The sequence below is a fragment of the Armatimonadota bacterium genome, assembly GCA_016125185.1.
GTDB lineage: Bacteria > Armatimonadota > Fimbriimonadia > Fimbriimonadales > Fimbriimonadaceae > Fimbriimonas.
Genome location: WGMG01000005.1, coordinates 51,225 through 65,238 on the forward strand (window position 1 = coordinate 51,225; position 14,014 = coordinate 65,238).

At 56.4% G+C, this 14,014-nt stretch carries 10 protein-coding genes; 4 read left to right on the forward strand and 6 right to left on the reverse strand.

From position 1 onward, the window contains the following. Nucleotides 1-1,219: 1,219 nt before the first annotated feature. Both GC165_07325 and GC165_07330 read right to left on the reverse strand, forming a co-directional pair. On the reverse strand, nt 1,220-3,799 hold the full coding sequence (locus GC165_07325) for a tetratricopeptide repeat protein (GenBank protein MBI1332675.1): 2,580 nt from the start codon (nt 3,797-3,799) through the stop codon (nt 1,220-1,222). A gap of 111 nt (nt 3,800-3,910) precedes the next feature. Continuing rightward, entirely contained in the window at nt 3,911-6,637 is a 2,727-nt protein-coding gene (locus GC165_07330) for a tetratricopeptide repeat protein (protein MBI1332676.1), read from the reverse strand. 251 nt (nt 6,638-6,888) lie between these two features. Between GC165_07330 and GC165_07335 the strand changes: the two genes are divergently transcribed. Further along, a complete protein-coding gene (locus tag GC165_07335) occupies nt 6,889-8,424 on the forward strand; it encodes a cell filamentation protein Fic (protein ID MBI1332677.1) in 1,536 nt (511 codons plus the stop codon). Here the strand turns inward: GC165_07335 and GC165_07340 are convergent. Then, nucleotides 8,298-8,573 carry a hypothetical protein gene (locus GC165_07340; GenBank protein MBI1332678.1) on the reverse strand — a complete coding sequence of 92 codons (276 nt, stop codon included), beginning with the start codon at nt 8,571-8,573 and terminating at the stop codon, nt 8,298-8,300. The genes GC165_07335 and GC165_07340 overlap by 127 nt on opposite strands. An 82-nt stretch (nt 8,574-8,655) precedes the next feature. Here GC165_07340 and GC165_07345 point away from each other — a divergent pair, with 82 nt between their 5' ends. Both GC165_07345 and GC165_07350 read left to right on the forward strand, forming a co-directional pair. Further along, nucleotides 8,656-8,997 (forward strand): hypothetical protein, encoded by a 342-nt coding sequence (locus GC165_07345; protein MBI1332679.1) that lies wholly within the window; start codon nt 8,656-8,658, stop codon nt 8,995-8,997. Then, a complete protein-coding gene (locus GC165_07350; GenBank protein ID MBI1332680.1) occupies nt 8,994-9,542 on the forward strand; it encodes a hypothetical protein in 549 nt (182 codons plus the stop codon). Before GC165_07345 ends, GC165_07350 begins: the two co-directional genes overlap by 4 nt. A gap of 203 nt (nt 9,543-9,745) precedes the next feature. Here the strand turns inward: GC165_07350 and GC165_07355 are convergent, their stop codons facing one another. After that, the gene (locus GC165_07355) at nt 9,746-10,363 is read right to left on the reverse strand and encodes a helix-turn-helix domain-containing protein (protein MBI1332681.1); all 618 of its coding nucleotides are present in this window, start codon (nt 10,361-10,363) and stop codon (nt 9,746-9,748) included. 246 nt (nt 10,364-10,609) lie between these two features. Here GC165_07355 and GC165_07360 point away from each other — a divergent pair, with 246 nt between their 5' ends. After that, on the forward strand, nt 10,610-11,449 hold the full coding sequence (locus GC165_07360; protein ID MBI1332682.1) for a prepilin-type N-terminal cleavage/methylation domain-containing protein: 840 nt from the start codon (nt 10,610-10,612) through the stop codon (nt 11,447-11,449). 368 nt (nt 11,450-11,817) lie between these two features. Here the strand turns inward: GC165_07360 and GC165_07365 are convergent, their stop codons facing one another. Together GC165_07365 and GC165_07370 are read right to left on the reverse strand one after the other, a co-directional pair. Further along, the gene (locus GC165_07365; protein ID MBI1332683.1) at nt 11,818-12,774 is read right to left on the reverse strand and encodes a hypothetical protein; all 957 of its coding nucleotides are present in this window, start codon (nt 12,772-12,774) and stop codon (nt 11,818-11,820) included. Beyond that, complete coding sequence (locus tag GC165_07370; GenBank protein MBI1332684.1) at nt 12,771-13,856, reverse strand: hypothetical protein; 1,086 nt, start codon at nt 13,854-13,856, stop codon at nt 12,771-12,773. Before GC165_07370 ends, GC165_07365 begins: the two co-directional genes overlap by 4 nt. Between the last annotated feature and the right edge of the window lie 158 nt (nt 13,857-14,014).

The following is a 14,014-nucleotide window of genomic DNA, read 5'->3' on the forward strand; positions in this document are numbered from 1 at the left end:
GATTCCTTGGATGTTCCTAGACCTAGCGAATCACACCCTTTGCCTGCCTTCTGTGCTCAGCGCCACTGTTTATGCAGTGCCCCTACTTGTCTTGGAACGACCTCGGAGAGGTCGCAGAGCTTAGCCCGGGGTGCTTGCACCCCGGGAATTGTCCCGTATCAGCAAAGGGCCCGAGGAGTCCCGAGAATCGGGACTGGGGATAGAAATCCAGACCCGGCGCTCCATCCACCAAGCGCACAAACACTGACCAATGCAGGGCTGAAGGCCCGTTCTAACTTAGCCCAGCCCAACCGGGCTGGGTAGAAGGTCGAGGCAAGAAAAGTCCGAGGAGTCCCGAGTATCGGGGCGACCCGGGCGAAGCCCCTTTGGCGGGCGTGGCGCCCAACCTCCAACCCCGCGAGACAAGTCTCGCCCCGATTCCGCTTCGCGTCATCCTCAGAAAATAGTGCCTTTGTGGCACTATTTTCCAAGGGCTCTTCCTCTCTTCGCTCGGCGGGGTCCAGCGACGTGCCAAAGCGTCCCGATCCTCGGGACGCACTCCAAATCGCCTGACCTCCCGCGCTCTGCTTTCTGTACTCTGCGCCCTGCGCCCCTACCGTCCAACAACGACCTCGGAGAGGTCGCAGAGCTTAGCCCGGGGTGCTTGCACCCCGGGAATTGTCCCGCACACGAAGAAAGTCCAAGGAGTCCCGAGTACCGGGGCGACCCCGCCATTATGGCGGTCACAAAAGGTCATCCACCCCGTCGCTTCGCGACACCCCTCCAAGCTTTGGAGGGGAGATGGTTTTGACCCTGCTTCGGTGCTACGCGAGCAACTCCCTTTGAACCCTCAAAACCTCTGATCAAAGATTCATGCGTTCGCCCTGAGCCTCGGCGCTGAGGGTGCGGTCCGGGGTTGTCCCGCTCATTGAGCAACCCACATCTTGTCCACCAAAGCCACCCGGCCCCGGCTCATGATGAGCCAAAAACTAGAAAAGACAAGATTTACATTGCACAAGAAAAATATTGTGCAATTCTCCTCCTCTTCTCAAGGAACGCAATATTGGGCTGGGCGGGAACTTCGTGACGCCCGCCCTCCAACGCAGCGAGACAAGTCTCGCGCAAACCGCACCGCCCGAAAACTTCCTCTACGCCCACCACACCGGACTCACCACCCGATTCGAAGCCAAGATGGTCCACCAATTCCTCGACTGGCTCGCCGACCCATAACGCTCCCGGTTTACGGCCCCGTTCCCGGTTCACGGTTCACGGCATCCAACATCACCGCCAAACTCGCCTGGGACATCTTAATACGCGGGTGGTCAGGGTTAAGAACTTCAAGACTGCTATCGATCACTTTTCGCATAAGAGCGATCGCCTCGTCTCGCCGCCCCAGATTCCAATAGGTCCAAGCTAGGTTGTTCATCGCCGACAGGGTTTCGGGATGGCGCGGACCGGAAATCTCGGTCCTTAACTCCAGTACTTCTTCCATCAGCTTCAAGGCTTCTTCATGACGGCCAAGTTCGACGTAAGTGGAAGCCAGGTTATTCATCGCCGTTAAGGTGTCAGGGTGGCGTGGACCGGAAATCTCGGTCCTTAACTCCAGTACTTCTTCCATCAGCTTCAAGGCTTCTTCATGACGGCCAAGTTCGCTGTAAGTGGAAGCCAGGTTATTCATCGCCGCCAGGGTGCGGGGATCGCGCGGACCAAGAATCTCGGTCCTTAACTCCAGAACTTCCTTTTGAAGGTTCAACGCCTCTTCGTGACGGCCAAGCGCACTATAGGTCCTGGCCAGGTTGCCTTTAGCCGTCAACGTGTTCCTGTCTCTTTCGCCAAGGTTCTCTCCAGAAAGTCGAACTGCGGCCTCATGCAGAGCAGATGCTTCGGTGTAGCGACCGTGGGCATCGAGGATCGATCCGTAGACACTCAAGGCCAAGAGTCGCCATCGATCCGATTCGGGCAGAAGCCGTTCCGCCAGACGGTACGCTCGTTCGGCTTCGGCCAGTATGCCGATCCCGCCCCATGCCTGAAAGCCATGATCGGCGATGATGTATAAGCATTGAATCACGGCTTCGGATTCCGGCGCTCGCTCGGCGAGGAAGCGCCAAACCGGAACCAGACGCTCGCGGGCTTGCCAGTCTTCGAATTCTTGGCCAGGATCAGCTAAGTCTGCCGCCCACGCTAACGCTTCGTACCGCTTCGGTTCTCCATCCTCTGCACCCGAATCGAGCAGGCGGACGATGCGCTGAAGGTGGCGGTGCATCGTCAGCAAATCGTGCTCGGAATCGACATGGATCAGTGATTGGTTCCGCGCGGCAAGGATCACGTTGTCCAGCGACATCCCTTGCAACGATTCGACGACCTCACCGTACTTGACGCGAAAAATCTCGGGTGGAATGCCGTCCGGTGGCAGGTACGCACACCACCGCACCAATTGCCCTGCCTGTGGGCACGCTTCGTCTAGATGCTTCAGCGAAAGCTCGACGGTTGCGTAGGCCGGCTCGTGCTTCAGACCCAAACCGTCGGCCGCTTCTTTCGAAAGTTCGGCAAAGCGCGCGCGAAACTCGGCCAAGTACTTCGCCGGTCTCCACTGATAAGCAAACGCCGTCGCCCCTGCTTGGTCCAGGGCAAGCTGATAGCCGTCTACGTCGCGGCTCAACTCCAGCGCCGCCGCCCGATCCTCTTTCGAAAACGAATCGAACGAAGCCTTTTCTCGGTTCAATGCCCGGCGCAAGAACATCAACGCTCCTTCCTCTTCCGGCAACTTCTCAACGCGAATCGTCGTCGCCAGTTGTCCCCAATGCTCCCGCCGCGAGGTAATCAGCACATGCGGACCATGAAGGTTGAGCAAGGCGTCGATGAACCCGACATCCTGTCCCAACTCCTTGGCTGCCGCCTCATCCTGAGCACGCAACCCCTCCAGGTCGTCCACGTTGTCCAGCACGACCAGGCATTCGCTCATCTCGCGCAAAGTCTCCCGCATTCGCAACGCCCGTTGCAGACCCACGTTCGGCTGACCCTCCAGCCCGTCATCCTTGCCAAACGTCCGCTCACACGCTCGCGCCAAGTCCGTCTGCAATGCCGCCCGGTCGCGTCCGCTAAACCAAAACACTCGCTCGTACTCGTCGGCAAACCGTTGGCAGTACTGCAAGGCAATCTCCGTCTTGCCGATGCCGCCCTCGCCCACCAGCCCCGCCGCCTGACCGAGGCTCACATGCCCCGTCGCCAGCTTGGTATGCACCTCCGTCAGCACCTCCTCCTGCCCGGTAAAGTACGGCGTCGGTCGGTTGGGAAGCATCCAAAGTTTGTTGGGTACCGCCGAAGGTTTCGGAGCGAACGGCGACAAACCGACCGGCGGAATCTCGGGCCGAACCTTGTGCAAGGCCCGCAGAAGCTCTTGGTAGTTGTCTTCCGAGTAAGGTCGTCTAGCGAGGTCGATAAAGTATTTGCCCCTGGCATAGATCGGCAAAGAGGTCCCCTTGTCGCCCGATGCAATCACGGGGATGAACTTTCGATGGTTCTCGTCGTACAGGATTTCGCTGGTGATGATATCGCCTTCGTAAGCGACTGCGCCCTTCCTCTCATCAGCCCGAACCTTGTATTTTGGAGTGCAGATGATGACGACGAAATCGTTGTCGGCAACCGCCTGCTCCATGAAGTGCGGAACCTGGTCGCCAGGCACCGAGTGCCATTGGTCGAGAATAGTCTCTACGCCATCGTTTCGCAGACGAGTGGCTAGTTCTCGCACCCAATCTTTGTGAGTGTCGTCATCCCACGAATAAGAAATGAACGCGGTTGGAGTCTTCTTTGGTTCGTCCATCGCTTATCGGTTACATTTTATCAGGCTGTCGTCGAATTTGAGAATCCTCGACGTCGGTGGCAAAAGGATGGGACGCTCACAACTCCCAGTCACCGTTGACCACTCCACCCCTCACAGACCCGCCGCGTCCTCCAAGCTCATTCCCTGACCCAACCGATAAGCCTCCTCGAAAGCCGCATCCCCGATCGCCGAGCGCACAGCGCCTTCCGTCGCCGACCGACGCGCCATCAGCTTCTGCGGAAGCTCCGCCCTGGTCTGTTCCCGAAGGCTATCCGCTTTGCCGTATGCCTTGGCCGCATCCACCAAGCTCCCCTGAGTCCGAACCAAGAGTGTAGCCAGCACTTCCAGCGCATCCGCCATGAGGCGCAGCACACTGTTCTCCGAGGCAAACCGGAGGGCTGCCGACAAATACCGCCGAGCTCCGTCCACATCGCCAAGCTCCAACAACGTCGCCGAAAGATTCTGAGCCGACCTTGCCGCCATTCGAGGATGGTGATTTTCCTCTGCCAGCCGCAAAGCCTCCAACTGGACTTCGGCCGATTCTTCGAATCGACCCATTGTGTAGAGCAGATACCCGAGGTTGCCAAAATTGGCGGGCGGAGCGTCGGTGTCCCCGATCTCCTTCGCCTTCGAAATTGCCTCTCGAAGGAGGGCTTCAGATTCGATATCGTCGCCAAGTTGGCACACCGCCGCACCTAGGCTGCGGAGAACAGCGGCCTCGCCGATCTTGTTGCCGACCTCGCGCTCAGCCTTGAGTGAATCGCGAAGCAGCGGCACCGCCTTCTCAAACTCTCCTAGCACGATTTGGTGGTTGGCCATGGCCCGCACGGCGGCAGTCTCCAAAAGCTTGTCACCCACCTGGCGAGCAATGGCTAACGCTTCGTCGAGGTGATCTATCGACTCGGAATATCTGCCCAGCGGGCCCGCCATCGCCGATGCCGTCATCAGCGCTTGAGCGCGGGTCCGTGGTTCACCGGGCGTCGTCTGAAGGAAGGCTGTCGCCCATTCGTATCCCTCTTGAAAACGGCTTCCTCGACTCCAAAAGATGCGCATAAAGCCAATGAGCCGTAAGGCGGTCTCCGCCCGCTCGGGGTCGTCGCTCGCCCACATGAGGGCGGCGCGGATATTGTCGGTCTCCGCCGAAATAGCCTCTTGCCACTTGGCTTGATCGGGCCCATGAAACAGCCGGTCGCCTTCTTCGGCCAGTTGGGTGATGGCTTCCAAATGACGATCTCGCCACACATCGGCCCTACTCCCCACGAGCTTTTCCGACGCATAGTCGCGCACGGTTTCCAGTATTCGGTACCGGCTGGTTTCGCTGTCTCCTTCCAAGAAAATCAGCGATTTTTCCACTAAATTGGAGAGCAGGTCGAGGACGTCGAACTCATCCACGATGTCGTCGCTGCACACCCGCTCGGCCAGCCGCACCGTCCATCCGCCGCGAAAAACGCTCAGGCGCAAAAGCAACTCCTGCTCCGCCTCCTGTAGAAGGTTGTACGACCAATCGATCAGGCCCTCTAGGGTCTGTTGACGCTTCAACGCCGTTTTCGACCCGCCTGTCAGCAGACGGAACTTCTGATCCAACCGACTGGAAATGTCCTGGGCCGACATCGAACGGAGACGAGCGGCGGCGAGTTCGATGGCCAGAGGAATGCCATCCAAGCGCGAACAGATCGAGGCCACCGCTGGGGCGTTCGCGTCCGTGACTCGGAAGTCGTGCCGGGCCAGACGGGCGCGCTCGACGAAGAGCTGTACCGAATCGCAATCGGCCAGAACGGAGGCGTCCACATTGGGCTTCGGCGTTGCCAACGACCGAACTCGGTACACCTGCTCCCCCGAGATGCCGAGGGCCTCGCGGCTGGTAGCCACAAGGCGCAGATTTGGGCACGCATGAAGCACTTCGTCGATGAGCTCCGCCGAGGCATCCAGCACATGCTCGCAGTTGTCGATGACGATCAGCATCGCCTTGTCTTTGAGTCTCTCGACCAAGGTTTGGGTCATCGTTCGCCCTTCCTCCGACCGATATTTGAACACGTCGGCCACGGCATTAGGGACGAGCTCGGGGTCGGCTAACGGGGCGAGATCGACGAACCAAACGCCGTGGGCAAACCGCCCCACCTGGTCGGCGGCAAACTCGATGGCGAGGCGGGTTTTGCCGGTGCCGCCCATGCCAGTCAGGGTGAGAAGCTGAGCTTTGGTGCTCAAAACTTCCAGGTCGAGCCGTTCGAGCTCACGACCAATGAAGCTGGTGCGGGGTCGGGGGAGATTGTTGGGCCGGTTATCCAGCGTCGCAAGAGCGGGAAACTCCTGGTCGAGGTCGGGGTGGTCGAGTTGGAAAACCTCGTCGGGGTGCGAGAGGTCGCGGAGGCGATGGGTGCCCATCGAGCGAAGTCCGGCTTGTTCCGGCAGTTGGTTTTGGACGGCTTCGCTTGCCGCGCCTGAGACCAGAACTTGGCCGCCGTGCCCAGCCGAGAGCAGGCGTCCCACCACGCTGAGCGTGACGCCGAAGTAGTCGCCGTCGCGCTGATGCGCCTCTCCGGTGTGAACCGATGCCCGAACCCGGATCGTCGCGCCCGGTGGCCAGTCAGCGGCTTTGAGCCGCTTTTGAATCTCCAGGACGGCCGCGACCGAGGCGGTCGGAGACTGAAACGCGGCGCAGAAGGCGTCGCCGACGGTCTTGAAAACATAGCCGCCGTGTTGCTCGATGGTTTTGCGGAGCAGAACGTCGTGAAGCTCTAGCGCGACTTTCATCGCCTCTGGCGATTCTTGCCAAAGGCGGGTGCTCCCCTCGATATCAGTGAATACAAAGGTGACGGTTCCGCAAGGTATTTCGACCATTCCCCAGACTTATTATAAGCCGTTCGGTTTGCGAGTCGTCGGTGCCGACGCTCGGGTCACGCGGCTTTCGGTTTTGGCTTTTTGCGCATGGTTTGGCACGCCGAAGGCGATTTTTAGCGAAATAGCAGGCTAGTTTCATTTTTAGCGTATCATTTCAGTGACGTTACTGTTTTAGAGAAAATGATAAGGAAAGTTATCAAAATTACGAGAACATTACCGAAATTGTCAATATTAGGACCTAGATTAACGAAATGGCACTGATCGGCGGAGCATGGCTGGCAAAAGAATACGGCATCGAGCCGGTTCAACCCTTGCGGTATCAAAGCAAGATCGGCGCGTCGCGCCTGCGTCATTTTGAATCTGGAATCTGGAGGAATCAGTTCCCTCCCCAGTACCAACCGCCCAACACCATCGCTGGGCACCTGGAATTCATGTTTCGCCACGAGGCCGTCCACCTCGAATTTTTCTACCGACTCTTCCGGACCATCGATTCCAACGAGCTTGCGGGATGGATTCGTTCGGCACCGACGGGCAAATATGCTCGCCGGGCCGGATTTTTCTACGAGCACCTCACCGGCTTGGAACTCGACTTCGAGGGCGTTTCCAACGGGGGATACGTCGACGCGCTCGAGCCCGACCGCTACTTTACGAGCTCGATCGCGACTAATGACCAGCGCTGGCGGGTTCGACATAATCTGCCGGGCACCTCGTGGGCGACCCCGACCGTCCTCCTGACCGACGAGGTGAAGGAGGCCATGCGCTACGACATTAGGGCCCAGTGGCAGGAGCTCGAACGGGAATTCGGCGCCGACCTCCTTCTCAAAAGCGCCGTCTGGCTCACCACCAAAGAGAGCCGGGCCAGCTTCGCCATCGAGCATGAACAGGACGATACCGACCGCACCCAGCGGTTCGCCCGGGCGATCGCTGAATTTACCGGTCGGTACGAGAATCCCTTTGATATCCAGGCCCTCGAAAACCTCCAGAGAGCGATTCTCGGCGAGAATGCAACCCGTTATGGCCTGCGCCGCTCGCCGATTTTTGTGGGAGAGCAACGTTTAGCCGGGCAGACGGTGCACTACATTGGTCCGCATTACAACGAACTCGAACGACTGCTCAACGAACTTCGCACCCTCGACCTTCGGACAAGACACGCGAATTCGATCGTGAGGGCGGCCATCCTCTCGTTCCTGTTCGTATACATCCATCCGCTCTCCGACGGCAACGGCCGGGTTTCCAGATATTTGATCAACGATGTTTTCCGCCGAGACGGAGAGATTGCCGACCCATTCATCATTCCCGTTTCGTCGGTGATTAATTCGGCGATGCCCGACTACGACCGCGTCCTGGAGCAGTTCTCCAAGCCCTTTATGGCCCACTACCAGGGCCAGTATCGGTTCGGGCAAGAGGTGACCTACGAGGACGGCGTGATCTCCAATTTCGCGTTCGACGCCTACGACGACGCCCTCATCCCGCTCCGCTATCCCGACCTGACCAACCACGTGGCGTACCTCGCCCGGGTCGTTCGCCAAGGTATCGAAACCGAAATGGTGGAGGAGGCCCGCTACCTGCTTGGCCACACCAACGCCCGAAAGGCGCTGAACGAAGTCATCGAGGGGTCCTCGCACGACCTCGACCGCATGATCCGCTCGATTCGGCAGAATCAAGGAGCGGTGAGCGGCAAGCTCAGAGCCGAATTCCCGATTCTTGAGAATGAAGGGATCGCTTCGAGGGCGTCGCAGGCGGTGATGCAGGCATTCGAGGCATCGCCGACGGTCTTGAAAACATAGCCGCCGTGCTGCTCGATGGTTTTGCGGAGCAGAACGTCGTGAAGCTCAAGCGCGACTTTCATCGCCTCTGGCGATTCTTGCCAAAGGCGGGTGCTCCCCTCGATATCAGTGAATACAAAGGTGACGGTTCCGCAAGGTATTTCGACCATTCCCCAGATTCATTATAAGCGGCTGACCACCATCTACCGATTATCGGGTAATGCTTACCGTTTTTCGGGTAATAATAGCCGTATGGAGAACGGAACGAAAGAACCGGGGCTGTTTGGCAGTGAGGCGAAGACAAGAGTTCTCCTCGCGATCTATCTGCTGAATGAGACGTATGCGAGCGAGCTGGCCCAGCTCCTGGGGCGTAGCGTCAGCCGAATTCAGGAGGCGGTGGCCGGTTTTGAAACTGTGGGCGTGGTGGTGACCAGGATGTTTGGCGGCGCCCGCGTGATTACGCTTAATCCAAACTATTTTGCGGCAGAGGAATTGAAAGAGTTGTTGCGAAAGCTGGGAACCGAGGACGTCGTTCTCCAGAAGATGCTCGCCAAAAAGCGACGACGCCCGCGCAGGATGGGGAAGGAACTGTGAAGCTAGAACCTGGAATTTCAATCTCCGATCTTGCGTTTTGCGTTGGAGAAACCTTTATTGCCGATGGGGCGAAGGCAGTCCTTAGCGGTGGCGGAGCGGCGGTCATCTATGCTCCCGAGGCGTATCAATCCCACGACCTCGACTTCATTCTCGAATATTACGATGGGCTCTCACCACTTTTGACAAATCTTGGCTTCTATGAGAAACACAGGCAGTACAAGCATCCCAACTTTTCCTGGACTCTTGAGTTTCCTCCCGGTCCACTGGCAATCGGAGGAGACTATGACATTGCTCCCACAAGGTTGGTTAATCCCGATACAGGATATCGACTGGACATTCTCTCTCCAACTGATTGCGTGCGAGATCGCTTAACTCACTTCCTTGCTCCTACTCACTCTGACTTCAGCGCATTGGATCAGGCTGTTGCCGTGGCTCACGCCATACGACCGAAGATTGACCTTGACTTAATTAGAGCGTGGGCATTGAAAGAAGAAAGCCAAAAGGGACGCTACGACCTGTTTGAGAGGCGACTGCTGGATTCTTAGGCCCCGCCGACGAGTCGCTCGATATCAGTGAATACAAAGGTGACGGTTCCGCAAGGTATTTCGACCATTCCCCAGACTTATTATAAGCCGTTCAAAAAACGGCCCGAGCTTTGTCATCCCCTCTGTTCGCGCCAAGCTATTCTCTGGGCAGGATCGAAATATGGCTAAGCCATCGTCGTGAGGCGCACCAGATCGCCCCACATCTAGGGCAGGACGACGTGGAGAAGCAGGGGGGCCTCCGCGCCAATAGAGATCGGAGTTAGCGGTTCGAATCCGGTCGGCTGGGTCGAGTCGATCGTCGCCGCCTCTCCCTCACTCAACTCGAACGTCTCTGATCCGACATGCACCAGCACCGAACCGCGAAGGCCCAACACGAACCGCTCACCCGACACGTCCTCGGAAACGTCAGTCGGAGCAAAAATCTCGGTGATCATCGCAATGTATCGAGACCCTTCCCGGCGGCACCGGAGCGGCGAAATGAAGTGCGTCGCCAGATGGTACCAACCCATCCGGTTGCGCTCTTGCTGGTCGATTTGCTCCGAGTTTTTGAACACCTCGGCCGCTCCATCCTTGCCAATGCGTACCGGCAGCCAAGCGCGCGTCTCCAGCGGCTGCTTGCAGTAAAACTGTCCAGACACCACCTTGGTTTGACGGTTCTGCGGAGATGCCGGCACCCGCCCATAAGCTCGCGAAACTTTCACGTGAGTCGACCAATTCACCGGTAGGCCCGCTTCCATGCGAATGATCGTGTTCTTGCTGACCCCCGCCTTCTCGGCAGCATCGCGCAAGCTAAGGCCGAGCAGAAGCCGGTTTTGGCGCATGGTGGAGCCGTACTCCTTCAGGGACTCTTCCGATTCGGCGGGCTTGGGCATGGGGTGCTTCTTCGATTATACGGTCGCGCGCCGTTCGGCAAGAGATGCAGGGACGTTTCTCGGGATTCGATGCGCCAAAGGCCAAAAAAGTTCGACAAGATTTGACCGGGTATTGGCTGAGTGGTCCAATATGCCGCCGCGATATTTCCTAGGCCCCAAAGACTCGCTCGGCGACGTGGTTATCCTGTCTTCTTAATGATTCGTCGTGCATTTACTCTTATCGAGCTGTTAGTTGTCATCGCCATCATTGCGATTCTCGCCGCTATTCTGTTCCCCGTTTTCGCCCAAGCCAAGGAGAGCGCGAAGCGTACCGCCTGCCTCAGCAACTCTAAGCAACAGGGCATGGCGCTGATGCTCTACATGACCGACGTCGATGGCGTTGTTCCCAGCGCCTACCAAGACTCGAATACCGGCATCTATTACGATGTCTGGAACCATATCATGCCTTACACCAAGAATCAGGACTTGTTCTATTGCCCCGATCGAACTCAGACGGGATGCAACGGCGATCCTGGCAACGGCGACACGTCTCGGTGTATCGGCTATGGATTCAACTGGGGGCCGCTTCAGATGTTTCGAAATGGAGATTTTGAGGGCGGGCTCATGGATCGCTACCAGGTGGATAACGATTGGCAGGGCGCTATCGGCAGAAACGAGAGCGTGGTGGTGGCACCAGCCAGCATGTTTGCATTCTCGGACACCCACGACCGCACCTGGTACACCAACTCGATGAATACCGGACTGACGACATGGGCGGGCACGACCAACCATGAATTGGTCCACGGCGGCCGCTTCAACAACGTCTTTTTCGATGGCCACGCCAAGATGGTCCAGTTCAAAGTCGGCTACGCTCGGCTCGTTACATTCATCCCTGTTCACCTTCTGTTTCCTGCGAACCCAGCCAACGACGGAGATTGGTGTTCGGACCCCGATGAGATGATCAACATTCCCAGCGGCCTGTTTAACGCGACGATGCCGTGCGGCGAAGTGGTCGGAAACTTTCGCGGACGAGTGACCAAATGGGCCCAGGATTAGCCGGGGCCTTTGGGACTGCGCGAATTTATTCGCGCGGAACAGGTCGCATCACGAGCGGTGATGCGGGCATTCGAGGGGTCCACACCGGACGTTGAAGTGTGGCGTTGGATTGCCCCTTTGCTCGATGATCGTTATACGTTAGGAGCCTGCGGGCCACGGAAAAACGAGAGTTGGAGATTCATTGCCTAAGAAGATGCCTAGCAACTGCATTCGGTTTGCTGGCCCAGGGAGTCATTCTCGCGTGATTTGAACAGAATGGACGGCTCACAGCCGTTTGGCTGGGGGTTCAATTCCCCCCGACACAAATCGGGATCATTTTTGAGTGTTGCTGTACCAAGTGACGCTGGAAAACACCCGTCCGACAGGGATCATTCGATCAATGCACTTGTTTCAATCAAAAAGTTAAGACAATCAAGGCTTCTCAAATTGACCCCTTCGGGAAGATCTCGAATCGGCCATACATTTGAAAAGTTTCGACTCTTATCTCGAAGAACGGACATTAGTTTGTTAAGCCGAGACGCGGGTTCATTGAAAGCGCTAAAATACCGCGCTGGTACGCCTCCATGGACTGAGCCGGTGAGTCCCAGCAAGTCAAGATTCTCACGGTGATATCCGAACCCGAGAATTACTAGCCGTTCGGCAGAGTTCAATTTCTCTTGGATCCTTGAGAGATGGCCAGAATCCACTCTTTTTGCCTCACTAATCGTCAGCAAACTCTCGGAGGTGGCAAATATATCCCTTGATTGGCCAACATAAGGGCCCTCACCGAATAATCTACCCCCCGCAATAGGATGCCCGCCGGTCGTACCGAACACGTGCAGGACCGGAATTTGATCAAGCAATAAATTGGCATCTGTTGGCTTACACGATTCATATGCATGGAGATATCTTGAATATAGGAAGTTTTCTAGAGACGTATCGTAGTTGAAGGTTATCACCGCAAGGTCGTTTTCGAGCACGTCGGGATGGGAAGCTGCACCTTCCGTCATCCTAGACCAAAGGTACTGATACCAATTGCTCTCCCCACTCTCAAATCTGCGGACGCTCTCTTCTTCGCAGCGAGTGATAGCGACCACAATTGCGATCTTTGCGATTTCGGCAAAAGTTGGATTCTTCTCTATGAAGAGGTCTATTGAGTCACTTCCAGATTTTCGTAATCGAGACTGAAGATTCTGCAATCCTTTGGTGTCGGTGTCTACGCCCCTGTTGATGTATGTGTAAGGATCTAATTCAAGGATATGCTCTACGAGGCTCTTTCCAGATGGGAATCCATACGGGATGCTCGCTCCTGCCCCTAGCACCAAAACAGTCTTGGTCTTAATCACGGCTTGGAGGGTTCCATTTCCTCTTGCGCCAATGCTAAGTTCTCGCCTACTTCGACCACTGCTCGGGTATCGTCGCGTGCCTGCTTGACATAAACCTGATTTGCTTGCCAGAAGAAATGCGTCAACACGATCAGCCAGCCCACCAGCATGAACAGAACGTAGGGCGGCTTGGGATAGCTCATGATCTGGTAGACGTCGAAGATCGTGACCATCCCGCCAAACCAAGCAATCGGCGCATACCCTGCAACGGCCATCCAAACTGTGTTGGAAATCAGAGTCCGCTTAGTGGCCAGGGCAAAGAACTCGTAGCCCAGCCCGAGAACAGACATAAGGACCAGGGCAACCTGGCCCGCAATCGGGACCACGTTTTCGGGACTGCTTAATACGGTGGGTGCGATAGCATTGTACGAGATTAGCCAGTTTGGACTTTGAGGTAATGAGCTTGGCACCAAACTCCAACTATTAGGCACCTGTCGTCGCGGTGGATCGTAGATACGACTATCTATATCTACTCCAGTCTCGGTCCACTGATCATAAAGCCGATTATTGTCGCTCCATATGATATAGATAGGAACTTTTGAGACATCAAAATAAGTAATACTTCCCTCGACATAGGCCCCACTTCCGCCAGATCCTTCATCCCTGGATGTACGGTAGATAAGCCAGTTATTTGGTGTCATTTGATGTGAATTTGCACCGTCCCCGGCGTATGCGCCAGCGTTTACACCTAAAGGCGATTCACCTGTATTCTTTTTGTCGCCGACTAGTGAGACAACAATATCACGGGTTGTCTTTTGGTCGGAATTTGCGTTGCCTCCGAGATTTACTTTCTTACTTGCCTCGGATCCCTTTAACGGAGCTGATGGTTTAGTATCGTTCGAACTCAAAGGCTTCGAACTAATCGGACGCGAGTCGGATTTTTCTGGCACAGCCTTTTCTTGCTCTGGCACCGAATGGCTCTGTAGTTCTTCCTTGATCGACTCGTAAGCCTGCTTAGCGTATGGCCATCCGTGCACTCCAACCAGAAATGTCAAAGCGCCTAAAGCACCATAAACAAACGGCGAAAAACGCGGTCTACCCATCTCAATTCCTACAAATCGAATTCAAATCCACGACAGGATGTCGCCTAGACTATTCTATCAGGTTTCAAATTTGAGTGTGCCGGATTTGGTAACAGCGAAGTGTAGGATAGTTTCCACTGACCGTGACGAACAACAGGGCCTAAAATCTTAGGTTCTCA